This window comes from Ruegeria sp. CJ9 (genome assembly GCF_056536625.1).
Genome location: NZ_JBQFPY010000001.1, coordinates 606,315 through 627,511, shown reverse-complemented (window position 1 = coordinate 627,511; position 21,197 = coordinate 606,315). Strand labels below are relative to the sequence as shown.

Genomic DNA, 21,197 nt, shown 5'->3' with positions numbered 1-21,197 from the left:
CCGACGTTCCAACTTGGGAGATGACAATGAAACTAGTGAAATGCTTGACTGGACTGGCTTTGGCTGGCGCGCTGGCCGCACCGGCGTTGGCGCAGGACCCGACCTTTTTCCGCATCGGCACCGGCGGTGCTGGCGGAACCTACTTCCCCATCGGCGGCACCATCGCAAACGGTATCTCGGCCCCTCCGGGTTCCCGCCCCTGTGAAGAAGGCGGCCAGTGCGGTGTTCCTGGTCTGATCGCGATTGCACAATCGACCACCGCGTCGGTGTTCAACAACGCGGCTGTTCAGAACGGTGAGTTGGAAGCTGGCCTTGCGGCGGCGGATGTCACCCGCTCGATGTATCTGGGTGAGGGCAAGTTCGAAGGCAAACCGCACCCCAAGCTGCGCATTGTCGCCAATCTGTTCCCCGAAGACCTGCACCTGGTGCTGCCCGCCGGATCGACGATCAACGATCTGGGTGATCTGGAAGGCAAGCGTGTCGGTATCGCGCAGGCTGGCTCCGGCACGCAGGTTGCCGTGCTGCAGATGCTGGACGCCTGGGGTGTTAACCGTGACAACATGGACGAAGCCGAACTGAACAACAGCCAAAGCGCCGAGCGTTTGGCCGATGGTCAGCTGGACGCCTACTTCTATGCCGCAGGCTGGCCGGTTGCCGCGATGGTACAGCTGTCCTCGACCAAGGGTATGAACCTGCATTCCTTCAGCGACGAAGATCTGGCCAAGATCAACGAGATCATTCCGGCCTATATCCCCTCGGCCATTCCGGGTGGTGTTTATGAAGGTATCGATGGCGAAACCAAGACCCCGGCGGTCAGCGCGATGCTGGTTGTGTCCTCGGACCTGTCGGATGATCTGGTCTATCAACTGACCAAGGCGATGTGGAACGACAACACACGCAAGCTGCTGGACAATGGCCATGCCAAAGGCAAGCAGATCACGCCGGATACCGCGCTGGACGGCGTCGAAGCGCTGGGCGTTCCGCTGCATCCGGGTGCCGAGAAGTTCTATAAAGAAGCTGGGCTTCTTCAATAATCAAATCTCACCGTAACCTATCGTCCGGTGCCCCATTTCGGGGCACCGAACACTTGAATTATGCGAAATCAGGGGGCCATCATGACCGAGACCCAGAAACTTGATGACCACGAACTGACGGCCGAAGAACTTGCGGCCATCGAAGAACAGTTCGACGAAGGCGCCGCTGTTCGGCAGGTCACACCAACCACCGGTAAGGTCCTGCGCGTTGTTGCCCTGATCTTTGCGTTTTACGAATTCTTTACTGCCGGGTTCGGCCTGCCTGCCGACCACTGGCATATGGGCATCTATCTCGCCCTGCTGTTCATTCTGGTTTACGCGACCATTCCGATTATCGGATCGCAAAGCCTGTATGCGCTCAAAGTCAGCCGGTTCCGCATCGGCAACATCCCCCTTTACGATCTGGTCTTCATGGCGCTGGGCATCATTGCCGCGCTGTACGTCGGCTTCGCCTGGCGTGGCATTCCCTTTTTGGGGATCGAGGAGCAGACGTTCCGAATGGGCAACCCAAACGGCTATGACGTGTTCCTGGGCGTCGTCATCATTCTGCTGGTGCTAGACATCGCGCGCCGCACGCTGGGTTGGGTTTTGCCGCTGATCATCTGTGTATTCATTTCATACGCGCTGCTGGGGCCGTATTTCCCCGGTCTGCTGCAACATCCCGGTGTGAACTTCAAAACTTTCGTGTCGTCGATGTATTTCCCGCAAGAGGGTATTTATGGCGTCACTCTGTGGGTTGTCTCAACAATCGTGTTTCACTTTGTCCTGTTCGGCGTGATTGCGCAGCGCACAGGTCTGGGACAGCTTTTCATCGATAACGCCACGATTTTGGCGGGCCGCTATACTGGCGGTCCGGCAAAAGTGTCGGTGGTATCCTCGGCCTTCTTCGGCACGATCTCGGGTTCTTCGGTGGCCAACACCGTATCAACCGGCGCGCTGACTATCCCAAACATGAAGCGCCTAGGATACCCCGGCCATTTTGCAGGCGGGGTCGAGGCCGCGTCTTCGGCTGGTGGTCAAATTACACCGCCGATCATGGGCGCTGCGGCGTTTATCATGGCCGAGTTCCTTGAGGTTCCGTACACCACCATCGTGATTGCGGCGATCTTCCCAGCGATCCTGCACTATGTCGGCGTCTTCGCCGTTGTGCATCTGATGGCGCGTAAACTGAACCTGCAGGGTCTGGCCAAAGAGCAGTTGCCGCAGCTCAAGGCTGTCTGGGCCGAAGGCTGGGCTAATATTGTGCCTCTGATCGGTTTGCTGGTGGTTCTGTTCACCGGTTACACGCCGTTCATGTCAGCTTTCTGTGGTATCTCGCTGGCGGTGATTGCGGGCATGTCGCGGATCAAGCAACCTCCGACTTTGATCTACGCAGCCGCCTTCCTGGCCTTTGTCCTTTGGAAATTCTCGGATGGCGGATTTGATCTGACCATGACGGCCATTCTGTGCGGACTTTCGGTTGTCGCAACGCTCAACCCGCAAAAACGGATCGAAGTGCCGGAGATGCTGCAGGCGGTCGAGTTGGGCGTGAAATATTCGCTGGCCGTGGGTGCGGCTGCTGCAGCAGTGGGCATCGTGGTCGGAGTGATCAACACTACCGGCATCGGGTTCCGCATCGGGTTTATGGTGACGCAGGGCGCAGGCAATCTGGCGTCGGATCTGTACAACATGATCTCGTTTGGCAGCTTCCAACTGTTTGCGATGGAAGACCTGCAACTGTTCATCTCGCTGGTCTTCATCGCCATCGTCTGCATCCTGATGGGCGCGGGTATCCCCACCACGGCGCTGTACATCATGCTGGTGTCCGTCGCCCAGCCTGCGCTGGCGCAGCTTGGTGTCCCGCCGATCGCTAGCCACCTGTTTGTGCTGTACTATGGGGTGGTCTCGGAAATCACGCCGCCAGTCTGTACCTCGGCCTATGCGGCAGCGGCCATTGCGAACTCGAACCCGTTCCGTACCGGGCTATCTGCCTTTACGCTCGGGTTGGGCAAGGTGATTGCACCGATGGCTTTTGTCTATGCGCCGGTTCTTCTGTTTGTGTCTTCGACCGGGTTTGACCTGTGGGAATTCACCTATACGGCATCAAGCTGTATCGCCGGGGTTATCGCCCTGTCCGCAGCCGTCGTGGGATACTGGCTGAGCCCGTTGAACATGGTGTCGCGTATCCTGATGGCGGTCGCCGGGGTCATTTTCGTGGCGCCGACCCTGACTGCCGATCTGGTCGCGCTGGCCGTGGCTTCGCCAGTCATCATCACGCAGTTGATCGCCCGCAATCGCAGTCATTCGGCGGCCTGATGAAATGACAGAACAAGTCACCATTATCGGTGCCGGCATCGTCGGCATCTGCTGCGCCTTGTCGCTGCAAGAGCGTGGCATTCCGGTCCGGCTTGTCGATAGGGGCGAGCCGGGTCAGGAAACCTCGTTCGGGAATGCGGGTGTGGTGTCGCCCTGGTCGATTATCCCGCAGGCGATGCCGGGGATCTGGAAGAAGCTTCCCCAAATGCTTTTGGATCCGAAAAGCGCGCTTTCGGTGCGGCCCAATTTCTGGCCAAAGATGATCCCCTGGGGTTTACGTTTTTTGGGCAATTCCGGCGAAAAGACCGTTCGCGAAGTGTCGGATGCGATGGATCTTTTGTGTCGCCCGTCAATTGACCTGTACCGTCGGCACCTGCAAGGCACTGGCTGCGAAGATCTGATTACCGACAGCTACTATGTTCATGCGTTCCGTCGTCCCGAACAGGCTGATTTGGAAGGTCTCGACTATCTTATCCGTCAGGAAAAAGGTGGTGATCTTGAGCGTGTTGACGGGCACGAACTACTGCGTCTTGAACCTGCGCTGACGTCCGAATTCAAAGCGGCGGTGCTGATCAAAGGTCAGGCCCGTTTAACCTCGCCGGGGCGCGTTGGCGCGGTTCTGGCGGAAAAAGCCCGCACGCAGGGGGCAGAGATCGTAAAGACCGAGGTCACTGGACTGACCTTTGTCCAAGGTGGCGGATGGCATCTGTCCACACCGCAAGAAACGCTGCTCGCGCGCAACATTATTCTGGCGGCTGGCGTATGGTCTGCTGAATTTTTGAAACCGCTGGGTCTAACCGTTCCGCTTGTCGCTGAGCGGGGATACCATGTTCAGTTTCAGAACCCTGCTGCCAGCCTGAACAATTCGGTCATGGATGTGGATGCAAAGGTCGTTGCCAGCTCGATGGTCGATGGGCTTAGGGTTGCCGGAACGGCCGAGTTTGCAAAGGTCGACGCACCGGCCGATCCGCGCAAAGAAAAAATTTTGACAGAGCAAGCCAAGGCGATGGTGCCGGATCTTGATACCAGCCAGGCACAGTTCTGGATGGGTCGGCGGCCTTCATTCCCAGACAGCCTTCCTGCGATTGGGCAACTTGACGGGCAGGCCGGGCTTTTTACGGCGTTCGGGCATTCCCATTATGGCCTGATGATGGCCCCTAAAACCGGCGAACTGGTTGCCGATCTTGTGTCGGGACGCAAGCCCAACGTCGATCTGGCGCCATTTTCACCGACCCGGTTTTGAACTTGCGGCACACTCACGTTGAAAGGATTTGAATACCATGCCGATTTATGAAGGCGGTCAGAATATCTGTGGGGCCTCAATAGGCGTTCTTTGTCTTGAGAGCTATTTCCCCAAACCTCCGGGGCATATCAAGAATCCGTCCAGCCTGCCGTTTCCGGTCCTTTATGAAATGATCGACGGCGTTACTGTCCCGACCCTGCTGAACAACCCCACACCCGAGCTGCTTGACCCATTCATCAAAGGTGCGCAGAGGCTAGAAGCTGAAGGCGTACGAGCCATTACCGGCAGCTGTGGTTTTCTCGCCCTGTTTCAGAAGGAACTGGCAGCAGCAGTGTCTGTTCCTGTATTTGCGTCCAGCCTGATCCAGGTGCCTCTGGCCTTTCACATGACCGGAGCCAAGGCGCCGGTGGGCGTGGTGACCGCAGATGCATCGGCACTGACGGACCGGCATTTCGAAGGCGTCGGAGCGGCTGGTATTCCCGTGGTCGTACAAGGGTTGGAGCACACCAGTGAATTCGCCGAAGTGATCCTGCGCAACACAAGAACCCGTATGGACACCGATCTGATCGAGGCCGAATTGATGGATGCAGTGCGCAACCTGAAGCGGCAGTCGCCTGACATCCGGTCCATCGTTCTGGAATGCACCGATCTGCCGCCCTACGCCGCGCGGATTCAGCAAGAATTTCAGCTGCCAGTATTTGATCTGACGACATTGGCTCAGATGGCGCATTCCGTTGCCACGCGCAGCGCGTATTCCGGGATCATGCCCTGGACGTAAAAATCTGCAGGCCAGGCGCTTCGTGCCATATCGGAAAGGCATGGACCCCGGTCCGCAATTGCGGATATGCCAATCCTTGCAAGGGGTGACAATGACCAAGGGGGTGTGGAAGTGTCTGTCGAACTATCCATCCTGATGGTCGCCATCTGCTTAGGCGCAGTACTTCAGGTCGGGGTAGGGATCGGGTTCAGCATCATTGCAGGCCCGCCAATGATGATCATGTTGGGTACATCGACAGCTGTGCCCGTTTTATTGCTGTTGAACACCATTGTGTCCGTGGTCGCCACTGACCGGCGCATCCTTGCGATCGAACGAAAGACAACCCTCATCGGCATTGCCGGTTGCCTTGTCGGTGTGATCGCTGGCCTGGCAATCTACCCGTTTCTAAGCGACGTGTTCGTTCTGACCCTGACGGCCTGCTTGCTACTGATCGGGTTGATTACAACCCTTATCCCGTTTCACCGCGCCATTGGTACGGCGGGTTTCTCAGCCGTGTCAGGGTTATCCGGGCTTGCAACCGTTTGGGCAGCGACGCCCGGGCCCCTGATGGTGTTCGGTCTGATTGCGAAAGGTCATCAGGCCAAGGAAGTCGCGAAGCTGGTCCAACCCATTGCTCTGGTCGCCTATGGCACCGCGTTTTTGCTGCATAGTTTGTCTTCGGTGCAGACAAACCCGTTCGGGCCGCAGTTATGGGCGTTCGCTTCGGTTACTTTGGTCGGTAGCCTGATCGGCCGCGCCATCGGCCCGTACTTGCCGCAACCACTTATCACTGCTGCAATTCGGCTGGTTTCGCTGATTGCCTGCTGTGTTCTCTTTCAACGTGCCTATGCGATGGCTTATCTCTGAGGGGCAAATGATGACACGCACTGATATACTGGCCCAATTCCCACGCGCTAAGCTTATGTCCGGCCCAACGCCGCTGGAGCGCCTGAACAAAATGTCCAACGAACTGGGCATTGATCTGTGGCTGAAACGCGATGACCTGACGGGGCTTGGTTTTGGGGGAAACAAGACACGGCAGCTCGAATTCTATTTCGGTGACGCCATACAGCAAGGCGCTGATACTGTTCTGATCACAGGTGCGGTCCAATCCAACTATGTGCGTTCCGCCGCCGCAGCAGCTGCACGGTTGGGCATGCAGTCGGTCCTGCAACTGGAAGAGCGTGTGCCAGACATGGCCCCCGACTATTACACCTCGGGGAATGTTCTGTTGGCCAAAATACTCGGCGCGGAACACATGAGCTATCCTCTGGGTGAGGACGAAGCCGGCGCAGATGCAGCCCTGCATGCGCGCGCGGATGAGTTAAAGGCACAGGGGCGCAAGCCTTACGTCATTCATCTGGGGCTACATCACCCTCCGTTGGGTGCTTTGGGGTATGTCGCAGCGGGTCAGGAACTGTGCCAGCAGATGCGTGATTTTGATGCGGTTGTCGTGCCGTCGGGCAGTGGGGCGACACATGGTGGCTTGCTAACCGGCGTCGCGCTGTCAGAGGTGTCCGCGCCGGTCTTCGGTGTCTGCGTGCGTCGCGGCAAAACCCAACAGCATGCGCGCATGGAAACTGTCCTGCAAAAGCTGGCAGATTTGCTGGGCATCGAAGCGGACCCTCTGAAAGACAGAATTGAGGTTATGGACGAGGCCTTGCCCCCGGGTTACGGCAAGTTGAGCGCTAAGACACAAGCCGCATTGCAAAAGATGGCCCGGACAGAAGGAATATTCCTTGATCCCGTTTATACCGCAAAGACCTTTGCGGGGTTGTTGCATTTGGTTGAAACAGGGAAAATTCAACAAGGACAGAAGGTTGTCATGCTGCATACCGGAGGATTGCCTGCGCTGTTTGGTTACCAAAGCGAGTTGTTGGGCAGCCTGCAGTAAGACGGCCTGCTGCTTATGGGGTGGCGTCTGCAAGCCAATCCATAATATTCAAAGCAGCCGCATTGCTTTGCGCGCGCTCTGTCAGGCACACGAAGTACCCCCGTTCAGTATTTAGGCGCCGTGAGGTCACCGGCGTCAATTGCCCAAGGTCAAAATGGTCCTGCAACAGTGTTTGCCATCCCAGGATCACACCATCCCCGTTCAAAGCAGCCTGCAGGTAGACCATGAAACTGGTAAATTTCCGCTCGGACACTGGCGGGGGCGGTGTAAGGCCAGTATCTGCGAAGAACGTATTCCAGTCGTCGGTGTGATTGCCCATTGTAAGGTGGAGAAGCGGGCTTTGCGCCAGGGCCGCCAGGGTGTCAGGGATGGTGTTCGCGACTTCAGGATGCGCCACTGCAACCATGGTTTCCTGAAAGATCAGGCGGTGCCTGATCCCCGGCAACCTGTCCGGGTGGTCAAACGCAATGATGATGTCGGCACCAGACCCATATGCGTTGTTTTGGTCCCGGGAAATCAACTCGACTGAGATTTCGGGATGCGCGGTACGAAAGGCAGGCAGGCGCTGCATCAAGTAACAGCTGGCGAAGCCAATGGTGGTGTTGACGGTGATAACATCTTTGTCCGGACGGCGGCAAATCTGTTCTGCCGCGCTGCTAACTTGTAGAATGCTGCTGGCAACGGCGCGGAACAGAACTTCGCCTTCGCGTGTTAATGAGACGTTGGGGCGGGTCCGATTTAACAGTCTGACGCCAAGTTCCGTTTCAAGCGCGGCAACGCGGCGGCTGATTGCCGGTTGCTGAACATTCAGTTCTTGCGCGGCACGCGTAAAGCTGCGGTGTCGTGCAGCTGCCTCAAAAGCGGTAAGTAGTTTCCAATTTGGCGCGGCCATATCATTCCTCAATGGAATGTCGAGTATAAGGTTTTTCGATCTTTCCGGAAAAAACAAGCGGAATTAGCATTCTTGAAGAATAACAGCATTCCAAGAATGAGGTGCATTATGAAAGTGCAAATAGCAGTTCATTGTGATCCGCAATCACGGATGCGGGCCGAAGCATTGGATCCGCCGTGCCAGGCGCCGGATGAAGGTTTTTCTGAATGAAAACCACGGGTATCATCCTGTTAAACAAAGGTGTGCCATGACCCGACCCGCCCTTTGTCGGTTGGCCCGCTTTGTGGTCGACGATCCGCTTACGCCCGACCCGGATACCCTGGCCGTGCTGCGCGATGGGGTGATCGATACGCTGGGCTGCATTCTGGCAGGTGTAAGAACCGAAGTGGCCTTCAAAGCACGCGCAGCAGTGCAGGCTATGTCAGTGGAAGGCGGGGCTGAGGTGCTGGGTGCCAAAATGAAAACCTCGCGCCCGCATGCCGCGTTTCTGAATGCAGTTGCGGGACACGCGCTGGACTTTGACGATTGGGAATTGCCCGGCAATACGCATCCGACCGTTGTTTTGCTTCCCGCGATGCTGGCTGTTATGGGGTCAAAGGCAACGGGTCGTGATCTGGCGCAAGCTTATTTGGCGGGGTTTGAAGTCATCGCACGTCTGGGTGAGGCGTTGAATTTCGAACATTACGACGCTGGCTGGCATTCTACCGCGACTTTTGGGGCTCCGGCCGCTGCTGCAGCTTGCGCGCGATTGATGGGGCTGGACGCATCGGAAACGACCCATGCGATGTCTCTCTCAATCAGTGCGATTGGTGGATATACCTGTCAGTTCGGCTCTAATGCCAAGCCGGTTCAGGCGGGGTTCGCTGCGCGAGCAGGGGTCGAGGCCGCCTGTTTGGCTCGCGCCGGTGTCACCGGTCAAGCACATGTGCTGGATCATGAGCGGGGGCAGGCGGTTTTGATGGGCGGGCTTGTGCCTGATCGGTTGCAGGCGGCGCTGGGCAAACTGGGAACGGGATACGCTCTGGTCGAATACGGGCTGGTTCTGAAACCCTGGCCAAGCTGCGGGTATACCCATCGGATCATGACCTGCGCACGTCGCCTTTGTGACCGGATTGATCCGACGAAGATCACCGCGATTGACCTTTATGTGCCCGATTTTCACGCCGCCGTGCTACCATTCGTGCAACCCAGGTCCATCCCAGAGGCTCTGTTCAGCCTGCCATTTGTAGCGGCTATGGGGTTGGTAAATGGTAATTTGACGCTTGCCGATCTCACGCAGCAGGCGTGGAAGAAACCGATGATTGAACGCCTGATTGGCAAGTCTCGCGTGCATGCTTTTGCGCCCAATCAGTCCGGTCAAAACTATTCGGCCAAGGACCCAGACCGGCTTGTGGTGACGTTCCAAGATGGGCAGATCATCGAGGAAAGCTGCAGCTTTCCCACAGGTGCGCCGCAGTCGCCGATGTCACAATCACAGCTTTGGGAGAAGTTTGCGGCCAATACCGGGCCAGTGCCCGAAAGCTGGGTCGAAAAGTTGCGGATCTGGCCCGAGCTACCTGCCGTGTCCTCGTTGTTCTGCCGTCAGGGAGAATACGCATGAGCCGCGTAAGATCAGGACGGGCCGCCCGCAAGGCTCAGCGAAAGGGTGGGGCGGGAACTGGCTTAACCACCGCGATCTGGCCGGGCATCGAAGGTGGGCGATATCGCCCAATCTCAACTGAGGGGATTGCGGCCATCCACAAAACCACACTTCGCATTCTGGCCGAGATTGGCATGGCCAACGCGACGCCCCGCTGTGTCGACACCGTCGTTGCTGCCGGGGGATTGGTTTCGGATGCTGGTCGGCTTTTGTTTCCGTCCAAGTTGGTGGAGCAAGTGTTAACAACGGTTGGCCGGGGTTTCACGTTGTACGGTCAACGGCCGGAATACGACCTTGATCCAAGCGGTACGCGCATCCACCTTGGTACCTCGGGCGCGGCGGTCCATATCGTCGACAGCGCGACAGGTGAGGTGCGCGACAGCACGCTGAAGGACCTGCACGACATGGCGCGGTTGGCCGAAGCGCTGCCCAACATTCACATGTTTCAGCGCACCGTGGTCGCCCGGGATATTCCTGACACGCATGCAATGGAGATGAGCACGGCCTTCGCCTGCGCAGCGGGTACCGCCAAGCCAATCGGAACGTCCTTCAGTTCTGCCGAAACAATGCGTGCGGCGATTGAGATGTTCCATATGATTGCGGGCGGCGAAGCGGCTTGGCGGGCAAGGCCGTTCTGCTGTGTTTCCACGTGTTTTATCGTGCCGCCCCTGACTTTTGCTGCCGAAGCACTGGGAATAATCGAATGCGCAGCCGAGACCGGGACACCGTTAAAACTGGTGTCGGCAGGGCAGGCGGGTGCGACAAGCCCCGCGCCTTTGGCGGGCGCCGTTGCTCAGCAAACAGCCGAAGTTCTGGCCGGGTTGGTCTATCTGAACCTGCTGAATCCCGGGCACCCGGCGTTATTTGGTGCCTTGCCCTTTGTCAGCGACCTACGCACCGGCGCGATGTCCGGTGGCAGTGCCGAGCAGGGCGTGCTGATGGCGGCCTGTGCGCAGATGGCGCAATATTATGGCATTCCCTGTGCGGTGAGCGCGGGGATGACGGACAGCAAGCTGCCAGACTTTCAGGCAGGGTATGAAAAGGGCATCACCGAATTGCTCAGCGCGTTGGCGGGGGCCAATCTGATTTACGAAGCCGCTGGCATGTACGGCTCGCTTCTGGCGGCGAGCAAGGAAAGTTTTGTCCTGGATAACGACCTGATTGGATCGGTGATGCGTGCGACACGCGGGTTTGAGATCACCGAGGATGCGCTCGCCTTCGATGTGATCCGCGACATGTGCCTGAACGGTCCGGGGCATTTTCTGGGCGCGAGTCAAACCCTGGGCCGCATGCAAAGCGACTATTACTATCCCGCACTTGCGGATCGGACGACACCACAGGCGTGGTCCGATGCAGGATCACCCAGTCAGATCGATTCTGCACGCGTCCGGACCGACGCGATTCTTGCCGGCGATCCAACGCCCGTGTTCGGCGTAAAAACAGCAACCGACATCGCGCAGCGGTTTCCCGAGATTGGCAGATATTTTCCATGAGAATGGGCGACGAAATCGAACCTTGGGTTTCACGGCGAGAGTTGTCGCAAAGTCCGATCCAGCACCGCCCGTACCTGCGCCCCGATTTGTGGTGCTTCCGAGGCACGGGGGCCGGCGATGTTCAGAACCGACACCGGGTTTGCCTGCAGCCACTCACTGACATGCGCGGCACTGGTCGCTATTCCTTTTCTGACATCGACGGTCAGATGTAACTTCCCAGTTTCTTCAGCGAAAACAATAGTTTGCTGCGTTCCGGGGCTGATTGAGCCATCCACAAAGATCAAGGTAGCATCGCTCGATAAGACATTGCAGCGGGTGCGTTCCACAACGTCTTCGGAGTGCGTTTCGGTCAGACCGTCGAATTGGGCCGGAATCCTTCCATCCTCGTTCATGCGCCCTTTGGGGACCCAGCCACCGTATGCAAAACCGTTTTGGCGTGCGAACTCCAAAGCAGCCATATCTACGCCAGTCTGTCCACCTGAGACAATTTTCATGACTCACGCCCCTATTTGTTGTGGTCTAGATTAGTCAGGTTGCCGGTGTACCGCAAACCGGCGAAATTCAAAGGGCTGGAGGTATTCACCCCTTGCGCGAAACGGATTTTGAGCGGTTCATGGGATCGTCAAACTGTCACCTGAAGGTCGGTTTGTCGCCTTGGACGCAATTGCCGTACGGTCAGAGTGGTCCGAATTTGTCCTGTAGTTCCTGTACGGCTCTCAGGTAGTGCAAGAGGAACTGGGGGCTTACCGGGCAGTTCCCCCAACAGAACCAGAGAAGTGCCCGCATTCAAAAAGGCTAATAAGGCATGGCGACACAATCTGACAGCAAGGCGGTCTTTCTGACGGGCAGCCTGATGGGGCACGTGACCCGGATGTCCTTGACCACCAGTATTGGTCTTATGGCAATTTTCGCCGTTGATTTCGTCGACATGATTTTCATCTCGATGTTGGGAAACGATGCGCTGGCCGCAGCTGTTGGCTATGCCGGGACGCTTTTGTTCTTCACCAACTCGGTCAATGTTGGCCTTTCGATTGCGGCAGGGGCCCTGGTCGCTAGGGAACTTGGCGCCGGGCGGCACGAACAAGCCCGCCAATTCGGCACCAGTGTGGCTGTTCTGGGGGCCGTCGTCGGGTTGATCGTGTCTGTAATCGTCCTGTTCAATCTGACGTTCTTTCTGTCGCTTCTGGGCGCAGAAGGCGAGGTGCTGCGGTTGGCTGCCCGCTATACCTCGATCATTTTGCCAACCATGTGGGTGATGGCTGTGGCGATGACCGGTATGGCGGTTCTGCGCGCTTACGGAGATGCTCGGCGTTCGATGTTGGCCACGATTTATGGCGGTGTGGCAAACGCCGTGCTGGACCCGATCCTAATTTTTGCTGTCGGGCTGGGGCTGGATGGGGCGGCCATCGCATCGGTGATTGCGCGTATTTGCATGTTGATCGCGACGGTCAGACCGGCGGTGCGGGTACACCGCGGGTTTGGTCGGCCCTCTTTGCAGCAGCTTGGGGCGGATATTCGTCCGGTCAGCGCAATTGCCGTACCTGCCGTTCTGACCAATATCGCCACCCCCATCGGCAATGCCATCGTCATTCGCGAGATTGCACAGTTCGGAACGGATGCGGTGGCTGGCATGGCCGTGATCGGGCGGCTATTGCCCGTGGCATTTTCGGTCATTTTTGCCCTGTCCGGGGCCATTGGACCTATTGTCGGGCAGAATTTCGGGGCGGGGCAGTTCGACCGTGTAAAGCAGAGTTTTCTGGCCGGGGTCAAATTCACCGCTGTTTATGTCTGCCTGATGGCCGCCACCTTATACTTGTTGCGCGCGCCGATTGCCGATCTGTTTCAGGCGCAGGGGGAAACGCGCGCACTGATTTACCTGTTTTGTGGGCCGCTGGCCTTGGCATCGTTCTTTAACGGTGTGGTTTTTGTTGCGAATGCCAGTTTCAACAATCTGGGTCACCCCGTGTATTCGACCTGGGTGAACTGGGGGCGGCATACCTTGGGCACATGGCCCTTTGCTGTAGCGGGCGCCTATATCGCGGGGGCACCCGGCGTTCTGCTGGGGCAGGCCCTGGGCGGCGTGATCTTTGCGGGGGTCTGCTGGGTTCTGGTCCGCCGGGTCGTATCAAAACTGGCTACGCCGCAACCGATGGACCCGTTTGCCGGGCAGACCCGATTGCAGGCGCTGTTTGGGCGGCGAGGTTGGTAGATCAATCAGTTGCCCTGATTGCGCGCCTCTAGCCGTTCCAGGTTGACGACAGTCGACAGCATCAGCCGATCGTGGCTCCAATCCTCGGTCTGTTGGATCGAAGCGGCACCGAGGCCTAGAACCAGTGCAAACAAGATTGTCAGGCCTAGGAACATGAACGGCATAGATGAGTTAACCGAAGGCGCATCGGCCAGTGCGATTACGCGTTGCCGCAGAACCCGCTTAGCTTTGCCTCCCGTAACCAGAGCAACATTCAGCACACGCGGGCTGCCGCGCACAACTGTTCGGGCGCAATAGTCCAAAAGACAGCTGGTGTAGTCCTGCGTGTCGATGCCTTTGCGGGCAACGACCGATTGATCACAGGCCAACTCACGCAGGCGGTCGAACTGGTATTTTAAGACCAGATAGGCGGGGTTCCAGAAAAGAAGGGGACGCAGCAGTTCGAACCCCAGCTCCCACTCTACATCACCGGCGCGGATGTGTTGCAGCTCATGCGCAAGGGCAAAGCGCATTTCGTGCGGGGAATCCAGCAGATGGCTGGGCAGCACTACATGGCGTCGACGCAGGCCGCGTACAGCAAAGGGAACGGCGATGCGGTCGGACAGGCGGATGTCCACCTTGGCAGAGCGTCGCCAAAGAAAGCTGGTGTTCACTGTCTCGCGGATCGACAGCCCGTCGCGGATGACGCGCAGGGTATAAATCAACGCTGCCAGCGCCAACAGCGCAAGGATCACCAAAACAACGGGGTGATCCCCGCTGAACAAAACATCGACCCAACGCTGGCGTGTGTTCAGCAAGGCTTCGAACTGGGTGGCTGGCATGGCAATATCACCACGCAGATAGGCCGCCACGGCGATGTCACCGATGGCTACAGTGCCTTTTGCCGGGGTGTGAGTGGCCAGCACGGACACACCCAATGCCAGAACGGGGCTGAGGACGACGCACAGGCAAAGCGCCTTGAGCGCGCGCAGTTGCGCCACAAATCCGTGGCTGAAGGATGTTTTGGACAGAATGCCTCGGGCTGCCAGCCACACAAGCGCGGCTAACCCAAGGACCAGATTCAATTCAAGATACGCGTCGAGAACCGGTTTAACCGCTGTCATTTTGCAGTCTCCTCTCTACCAGTGCTCGAATTTCCTCCAGATCGGCTTCGCTGAGCCCTGCGTCGTCAACCAATCGCGCGACCAGTGTGGCGGGCGTGTCGTCGAACAGGGTCCGCGACAAGTTTTGCAGCGACCGCGCCTGATATCTGTCCTTCTCCAGCAGCGGCGTATAGATCAGCGTCTTTCCATCCTTGCGGCTTTCGACAAATCCTTTTTCATCGAGAATACGCAGGATGGTGGCGCCAGATGTATAAGCCAGATTGCGTTCGGCTGGCAGGCGATCAAGCACGTCACGGACCGAGCCCTGACCCAGCGCCCAGAGCTCGTTCATGAACTCAAGTTCTACTTCGGTCAGCAGGTTTGTTGTTTTTTTCTTTCGCATCGGTCTTTCGTGTCGCATTTTTTAGTATGCCTGACAGACAAGCATCCTTTCGCTGTTTCGCAAAGCTTAAACTTTCCAGAAGACGAAGATGCCCCAGCCGACGGACAGAAAAAGTGGTGTCCAGACCGGCTGACCCACCAGACCAAGCCAGGCCAGAAAGATATAGGCTGATCCCAGCAGGGTGATGAACAGCCGGTCGCCCAGCGTGGTTGTCAGGCCTAAAACACCCCGTCGTTCGATGCCGTCGCGGTACTTGAAACCTTCGAGAACGCCGATCAGGGCAATGGCCGAAAAGATGCCTACGAATACGGCCAATGTGGCCGGGGTCCAGGCCATCCAGAAATCGGGCCACAGGGGTGCGGTCCAGGAAAAGCCCTTTTCCTCTTGCTGGCCGACATTGCCCCATCCGGCCTGAGCCTGTGCAAAAGCCGTCGAGGGCAGGAAGGGAAGGATGAGTAGCAATTTTCGCATTTCGAACCTCATACACGACCCATCGCGAAACCACGCGCGATGTAGTTGCGGACAAACCAGATGACGATGGCGCCAGGGATGATGGTGAGCGTTCCGGCGGCGGCCAGCAGGCCCAACTCATACCCCGCGCTGGACGCGGTGCGGGTCATCACGGCTGCGATAGGTTTGGCCTCGACCGCGGTCAGGGTTTTGGCCAGCAGCATCTCAACCCATGAGAACATGAAGCAAAAGAACGCCGCGACGCCCACGCCCGCTTTGATGTTGGGCAGGAAGATGGTCACGAAGAAACGCGGGAAGGAATAACCATCGACATAAGCCGTCTCATCCAGTTCCTTCGGGATGCCACGCATGAAGCCTTCCAAAATCCACACCGCAAGCGGTACGTTGAACAGCGTATGCGCCAACGCCACGGCCAGATACGTGTCGAACAGGTGGATCGACGAATAAAGCTGGAAAAACGGCAGGGCGAAGACCGCCGCTGGGGCCATACGGTTGGTCAGCAGCCAGAAGAACAGCTGTTTGTCACCCAGAAACCGATAGCGCGAGAACGCATAGGCGGCAGGCAAAGCCACGCAGACAGAAAGCACCGTGTTCAGAGTCACATAGGTGATCGAGTTGATGTAGCCCCAATACCATGTTGGGTCAGTGAAGATGGTGATGTAATTTTCCAACGTAAAGGTCTGGGGAAACAGGGAAAAGCCCGACAGGATTTCATTCGTGGTCTTGAAGGACATCGCCACCAGCCAATAGATCGGTAGCATCAGGAATGCGATATAGAGGATCGGGATGATGGAACGCTTTTTCATTCTGCGTCATCCTTTGTCATCAGAGTGTAGAATAGCCACGACACAAGCAGCGTGATGGCGAAATAGATCAGGCTCATCGCGGCCGCAGGACCAAGGTCAAATTGCCCCAGCGCGATCTTCACAAGGTCGATCGAAAGCAAGGTGGTCGAGTTGCCGGGGCCGCCGCCGGTCAGAACGAATGGCTCGGTGTAGATGTTGAAACTATCCATGAACCGCAACAAGACTGCGATGGTCAGAACCGTTTTCATCTTGGGCAACTGGATATAGCGGAACACCGACCACGGGGTGGCACCGTCGATCTTGGCCGCTTGGTAGTACGCATCAGGGATCGACACGAGCCCCGCATAGCACAGCAAGACCACCAGCGAGGTCCAGTGCCAGACATCCATGACGACGACAGTGATCCAAGCCGAGATTGGCTGTTGGGTCATGTCATAATTGATGCCCAAAACGTCATTCAGAAAGTAACCCAACAGGCCGATCTGGGGCAGGGTGAAGATATTCCACATCGAGCCGACCACATTCCACGGGATCAGCATCGGTAGCGCCATAAGCACCAGACAAACCGGCACCCAGAACCCTTTGCGTGGCATCGACAGAGCCACGATGATACCCAGCGGGACCTCGATGATCAGGATCAGGAAGGTGAACAGAAACTGCCGCCCCAGTGCGGCCTGGAATCGGTCAGATCGCAAGATTTGTTCAAACCAACCAAGACCTTCCCAGAAGAACTGGTTGTTGCCGAATGTTTCCTGCACCGAGTAGTTGACCACGGTCATCATCGGCACCAGCGCGTTGAACGCGACCAGCGCCAGAACGGGTAAGACAAAGAACCATGCCTTTTGGTTTTCGGTTCTCATTGCACCCGCTCCTCGGTTGCGATCCAGCCGTCACGATAGACGCGGGATTGTTCAGGTTTGAATTGCAGAAAGACTTGTGATCCGGGCTCGGGTACACTGTGTTCGGTCACAGCCTTAAGGGCCGTGTTCCCGACCATCGCACTGACAACAAAGTGGCGGCCGATATCGGCCACTTTGGTCACATGCGCCGGGATGCCGGTGTCCCCAAAGCCCACATACTCAGGGCGGATTCCCAGGTGTGTACGGCCTCCGTCACCAAGGGTGGGACCTTCCAGCATCACCTCGTGGCCTTCGAACACGGCGCGGTCGCCTTTGGCCTCGCAGGGCAGGACATTCATACCGGGTGAACCTATAAAGTGTCCGACAAATGTGTGCTGGGGGCGTTCAAACAGTTCGACTGGAGTGCCGATCTGAACCACTTCGCCTTCCTGCATTACGACGACTTCGTCCGCGAAAGTCAGCGCCTCGGTCTGGTCGTGGGTCACATAGATCATCGTGGCCTGCACGCGCTGGTGCAGTTCTTTCAGCTTTGACCGAAGTTTCCATTTCAGATGCGGGTCGATCACCGTCAGCGGTTCGTCAAACATCACCGCGTTTACATCATCGCGCACAAGACCGCGCCCCATCGAGATTTTCTGTTTGTTGTCAGGGCTCAGGCCCGATGCGCGGGTGTTGAGCATATCCGTGACGTCCAGCATTTCGGCAATCTCATCCACGCGACGTTTGATTGTCGCTGGGTCCACGCCGCGGTTTTTCAGCGGGAAGGCAAGATTTTCACCCACCGTCATCGTGTCGTAGATCACCGGGAACTGGAACACCTGCGCAATGTTGCGTTGATCGGGGGGCAGGGCGGTGACGTCGCGGTCATCGAACAGAATCTGCCCCTCGGACGGCGTCAACAGACCCGAGATGATGTTCAGCAGAGTGGACTTGCCGCAGCCCGACGGGCCGAGCAGCGCGTAGGCCCCACCATCGCGCCAGGTCACATCGATTTCCTTTAGCGCGTAATCTTCCGGGCCTTTTGGCGTTGGCATATAGCTGTGTCGCAGGTTTGAAAGTTTGATCTGTGCCATGTCAGGCCACCCTTTTGCCGTCTTGGCCGAAATACCGGCAATGCGCCGGGTTCATGTAAAAGCTGTGATCCTCACCGACCTGATAGGGATGCACACCGGCAGCCAGCGAGACCCACGCTTCATCCCCATGTTGGAAATGCGCGCTGGAATCGGAACCGGACAGTTCAGTGACGATCACACGACCGGTCAGTTCCACATCTGCGTCCGAGGTGCGGACCGGTGTCACGCGGTGCGGACGCACAGCAACCATGTATTCTCCATCAGCCATATCCGTAACGGTCCAGCCGCCCCCGCCCGCCAGTTGCGCCTGAGCGCCAGTGACCGAGACTCGAGCCACATTGATTGGCGGGTCCGAGAACACCCGCGCAGCGGCGATGTTTTCGGGATTGCGATAGATATCAGCGGTTGGGCCGAACTGAGTAACGTGGCCGTCTTCCATCAGAGCGGTGTACCCACCTAACAGCAGGGCCTCTTCTGGTTCCGAGGTGGCATAAACCACGACGGCACCGCGACCTGCAAACAGGTCTGGTAATTGTTCGCGCAGCTCTTCGCGCAATTTGTAGTCAAGGTTCGCCAACGGTTCATCCAGGAACACGGCGCGGCTTTCTTTCGCGATGGCACGGGCCAGCGCGGTACGTTGTTGTTGCCCGCCCGACAGCTCATGCGGGCGACGGTTAAGCATCGGGCGCAATTGCAGCAGATCGGCGGCCTCTTCCACGCGGCCCTCGATCTCGGATTGCGCCATACCAGCCACGCGCAGGGGCGAGGCGATATTGTCGAAAACACTCATATGCGGGTAGTTCACGAAGAACTGGTGTACCAAGCTGATCTGACGCTTTTGCGTGTTCAGCCGTGTCACATCCTGCCCATCCATCAGAACCTTGCCCGAAGCGATCGGGTCCAACCCGGCCATCATCTTGATCAGAGAGGTCTTGCCCGAGCCCGTCGCGCCTAACAGCACGTTGAAATGGCCCGTTTGCAGCGTCAGGTTGGTGGGTTTGATATGGATGACGTTGCCAACCCGTTTGGTGGCATCTTTTAATTCGATCATGTCCGTGAGTTCCGGTCCTTCAGTGCATCGCACTGGTCTTTGGGGTGGGGATGCCTGAACCGGCACCCCCGGGTTTCAATGGTCTATTGAGCCTGCCAGCGCTGAACCAGTTCGTCATAGTTGACGGTCTGGCCTTGCGGTTTTTCGTTCTCAAGCTTGGCCTTTGGCGAACCCTCTTTTTCCAGCCAGAAGGCAGGATCCTGCGGGTCGTTCAGGCGTGGACCACAACCACCGTACACACCGGCGCTTTCGTCCGCGGCCTGCATACGGGCCATGGTGATGTCCATCTCTTCAGCCAGACGGTCCATCGCCTCTTGCGGGGTAAACGCACCCGAGTTCACGTCACCGATCTGCTGCCACCAGATCTGGGCCAGCTTCGGATAGTCCGGCACGTTGATGCCGGTGGGCGACCATGCCACACGGTCAGGCGAGCGATAGAACTCGACCAGACCACCCAGCTTGGGTGCGCGCTCGGTGAAGGACTCGTGATTGACCGAGCTGTCGCGGATGAAGGTCAGACCCACGTGGGACTTCTTCACATCGACAGTCTTGGAGGTCACGAACTGGGCATAGAGCCAAGCCGCCTGAGCACGATCCGCAGGGGTCGATTTCAGGAAGGTCCAAGACCCCACGTCCTGATAACCAACCTTCTGGCCTTCTTCCCAGTAGGGGCCGTGCGGGCTGGGTGCCATCCGCCACAGCGGCGTGCCCTCGTCATCCACGGTGTTGTTACCTTCGGATTTCGGCTTCACCATGTCGGCAGTAAAGGCGGTGTACCAGAAGATCTGCTGGGCGACGTTGCCTTGGCTAAGCGCTGGTAGCGACTGGTAGAAGTCATAGGACGCCGCACCCGGAGGCGCATAGGCCCGCAGCCACTCATCCCATTTGCGGATCGCATAGACCGCAGCGGGACCGTTTGCAGCGCCGCCGCGGGACACGGATGCACCAACAGGGTTACAGGTGCCCGCTTCCATGCGGATACCCCACTCATCAACCGGAATGCCGTTCGGCTCGCCAACGTCGCCGGCACCGGCCATTGACAGCCACGCATCGGTCATACGCCAACCAAGGTCAGGTGCGCGCTTGCCGTAGTCCATGTGGCCATAGATCGCCACTCCGTCGACTTCCTTCACGTCATTGGTGAAAAATTCGGCAATGTCTTCGTAAGCCGACCAGTTGACCGGAACACCCAGGTCATAGCCGTACTTTTCTTTGAACGCGGCTTTGTTGGCTTCGTCGTCGAACCAGTCCTTGCGGAACCAGTAAAGGTTCGCGAACTGCTGGTCAGGCAGCTGGTACAGCTTGCCGTCCGGACCGGTGGTGAACTGAATGCCCATGAAGTCATCCAGATCCAGCGTCGGCGAAGTTGTCGCCGCCCAATCGCCAGCCATCATGTCGGTCAGCGGATAGGCCAGTTGCAGGCGCGAGTGGGTGCCGATCAGGTCACTGTCGTTGACATAGCCGTCATACAGATTCCGGCCGGTCTGCAGCTGGGTTTGAACCGCCTGAACCACTTCGCCTTCACCGAGGATCTGGTGGTTGACTTTGATGCCAGTGATTTCCTCGAACGCCTTGGTCAGGACCTCGGATTCGTAAGAATGTGTCGGGATGCCTTCGGACAGGACGTTGATTTCCATGCCAGCGTAAGGCTGTGCAGCTTCGATGAACCACTGCATTTCCGACATCTGTTCGTCTTTCGACAAGGTCGATGGCTGGAATTCGTCGTCGATCCAACGTTGTGCTGCGGCTTCGTCGGCCCAAACGGGACCGTGCCCCGCAATGACGGCAGCCGCCGCCACTGCGGAAAGTAGATGTCTCCGCATCTGTCTCCTCCCAAAAATTATGGTTGTCCGGTGCTAACCGGATGACCGACAGCATCAGCGATTTTCTGCGCACCTGTCAAACTAAATTTTTAGTAAATGAAAATTCCGCCGGTTTCGAAGGGTTGATTTATCCTCGGTTGCCAATTTCTGAATTCGTTGTAAGCTGTCCTTA

At 57.6% G+C, this 21,197-nt stretch carries 19 protein-coding genes; 9 read left to right on the top strand and 10 right to left on the bottom strand.

Translation table 11 applies throughout. The features are described 5' to 3' along the window. Positions 1–26: 26 nt before the first annotated feature. The 6 genes from ACR0AJ_RS03120 to ACR0AJ_RS03095 all read left to right on the top strand — a co-directional run bounded on the left by ACR0AJ_RS03120 (position 27) and on the right by ACR0AJ_RS03095 (position 7,223). A complete protein-coding gene (locus ACR0AJ_RS03120; RefSeq protein WP_170348216.1) occupies positions 27–1,034 on the top strand; it encodes a TAXI family TRAP transporter solute-binding subunit in 1,008 nt (335 codons plus the stop codon). Between the two features lie 81 nt (positions 1,035–1,115). Beyond that, entirely contained in the window at positions 1,116–3,329 is a 2,214-nt protein-coding gene (locus tag ACR0AJ_RS03115; RefSeq protein WP_170348217.1) for a TRAP transporter permease, read from the top strand. Positions 3,330–3,333: 4 nt separating this feature from the next. Further along, on the top strand, positions 3,334–4,572 hold the full coding sequence (locus ACR0AJ_RS03110) for an NAD(P)/FAD-dependent oxidoreductase (protein ID WP_170348218.1): 1,239 nt from the start codon (positions 3,334–3,336) through the stop codon (positions 4,570–4,572). 37 nt (positions 4,573–4,609) lie between these two features. After that, on the top strand, positions 4,610–5,350 hold the full coding sequence (locus ACR0AJ_RS03105) for an aspartate/glutamate racemase family protein (RefSeq protein WP_170348219.1): 741 nt from the start codon (positions 4,610–4,612) through the stop codon (positions 5,348–5,350). A gap of 111 nt (positions 5,351–5,461) precedes the next feature. Next, positions 5,462–6,196, top strand: a complete 735-nt coding sequence (locus ACR0AJ_RS03100) for a TSUP family transporter (RefSeq protein WP_170348220.1) — start codon at positions 5,462–5,464, stop codon at positions 6,194–6,196. A 7-nt stretch (positions 6,197–6,203) separates the two neighbouring features. After that, the gene (locus tag ACR0AJ_RS03095) at positions 6,204–7,223 is read left to right on the top strand and encodes a D-cysteine desulfhydrase family protein (protein ID WP_480646228.1); all 1,020 of its coding nucleotides are present in this window, start codon (positions 6,204–6,206) and stop codon (positions 7,221–7,223) included. A gap of 13 nt (positions 7,224–7,236) precedes the next feature. Here ACR0AJ_RS03095 and ACR0AJ_RS03090 read toward each other — a convergent pair whose 3' ends face one another. After that, complete coding sequence (locus ACR0AJ_RS03090) at positions 7,237–8,115, bottom strand: LysR substrate-binding domain-containing protein (RefSeq protein ID WP_480646229.1); 879 nt, start codon at positions 8,113–8,115, stop codon at positions 7,237–7,239. Positions 8,116–8,362: 247 nt separating this feature from the next. Here ACR0AJ_RS03090 and ACR0AJ_RS03085 point away from each other — a divergent pair, with 247 nt between their 5' ends. Both ACR0AJ_RS03085 and ACR0AJ_RS03080 read left to right on the top strand, forming a co-directional pair. After that, positions 8,363–9,715 carry an MmgE/PrpD family protein gene (locus ACR0AJ_RS03085; RefSeq protein ID WP_480740052.1) on the top strand — a complete coding sequence of 451 codons (1,353 nt, stop codon included), beginning with the start codon at positions 8,363–8,365 and terminating at the stop codon, positions 9,713–9,715. After that, positions 9,712–11,247, top strand: coding sequence for a trimethylamine methyltransferase family protein (locus tag ACR0AJ_RS03080; RefSeq protein WP_480740051.1), 1,536 nt, complete (start codon positions 9,712–9,714; stop codon positions 11,245–11,247). Before ACR0AJ_RS03085 ends, ACR0AJ_RS03080 begins: the two co-directional genes overlap by 4 nt. Before the next feature lie 29 nt (positions 11,248–11,276). On the opposite strand, the gene ACR0AJ_RS03075 is transcribed toward ACR0AJ_RS03080, so the two are convergent. Further along, positions 11,277–11,741, bottom strand: coding sequence for a putative molybdenum carrier protein (locus ACR0AJ_RS03075; RefSeq protein ID WP_170348224.1), 465 nt, complete (start codon positions 11,739–11,741; stop codon positions 11,277–11,279). A 311-nt stretch (positions 11,742–12,052) separates the two neighbouring features. On the opposite strand from ACR0AJ_RS03075, the gene ACR0AJ_RS03070 reads away from it, so the two are divergent. After that, positions 12,053–13,456 carry an MATE family efflux transporter gene (locus ACR0AJ_RS03070; protein WP_480646237.1) on the top strand — a complete coding sequence of 468 codons (1,404 nt, stop codon included), beginning with the start codon at positions 12,053–12,055 and terminating at the stop codon, positions 13,454–13,456. Positions 13,457–13,461: 5 nt separating this feature from the next. Here ACR0AJ_RS03070 and ACR0AJ_RS03065 read toward each other — a convergent pair whose 3' ends face one another. From ACR0AJ_RS03065 to ACR0AJ_RS03030, 8 genes are all read right to left on the bottom strand, one after another. Continuing rightward, on the bottom strand, positions 13,462–14,559 hold the full coding sequence (locus tag ACR0AJ_RS03065) for a M56 family metallopeptidase (RefSeq protein ID WP_480646239.1): 1,098 nt from the start codon (positions 14,557–14,559) through the stop codon (positions 13,462–13,464). Then, complete coding sequence (locus ACR0AJ_RS03060) at positions 14,546–14,941, bottom strand: BlaI/MecI/CopY family transcriptional regulator (protein WP_170348226.1); 396 nt, start codon at positions 14,939–14,941, stop codon at positions 14,546–14,548. The genes ACR0AJ_RS03065 and ACR0AJ_RS03060 overlap by 14 nt, the downstream gene beginning before the upstream one ends. 66 nt (positions 14,942–15,007) lie before the next feature. After that, a complete protein-coding gene (locus tag ACR0AJ_RS03055) occupies positions 15,008–15,412 on the bottom strand; it encodes a DUF2160 domain-containing protein (RefSeq protein WP_170348227.1) in 405 nt (134 codons plus the stop codon). Positions 15,413–15,420: 8 nt separating this feature from the next. Beyond that, a complete protein-coding gene (locus tag ACR0AJ_RS03050; RefSeq protein ID WP_155139158.1) occupies positions 15,421–16,218 on the bottom strand; it encodes a carbohydrate ABC transporter permease in 798 nt (265 codons plus the stop codon). Continuing rightward, a complete protein-coding gene (locus tag ACR0AJ_RS03045; protein ID WP_170348228.1) occupies positions 16,215–17,078 on the bottom strand; it encodes a carbohydrate ABC transporter permease in 864 nt (287 codons plus the stop codon). Before ACR0AJ_RS03045 ends, ACR0AJ_RS03050 begins: the two co-directional genes overlap by 4 nt. Continuing rightward, positions 17,075–18,151, bottom strand: coding sequence for an ABC transporter ATP-binding protein (locus ACR0AJ_RS03040; RefSeq protein WP_480740048.1), 1,077 nt, complete (start codon positions 18,149–18,151; stop codon positions 17,075–17,077). Before ACR0AJ_RS03040 ends, ACR0AJ_RS03045 begins: the two co-directional genes overlap by 4 nt. 1 nt (position 18,152) lies before the next feature. After that, complete coding sequence (locus tag ACR0AJ_RS03035; protein ID WP_480740046.1) at positions 18,153–19,202, bottom strand: ABC transporter ATP-binding protein; 1,050 nt, start codon at positions 19,200–19,202, stop codon at positions 18,153–18,155. Positions 19,203–19,285: 83 nt separating this feature from the next. After that, positions 19,286–21,025: an ABC transporter substrate-binding protein gene (locus ACR0AJ_RS03030; RefSeq protein ID WP_170348231.1), complete on the bottom strand. Its 1,740-nt coding sequence runs from the start codon at positions 21,023–21,025 to the stop codon at positions 19,286–19,288. Positions 21,026–21,197 lie beyond the last annotated feature (172 nt).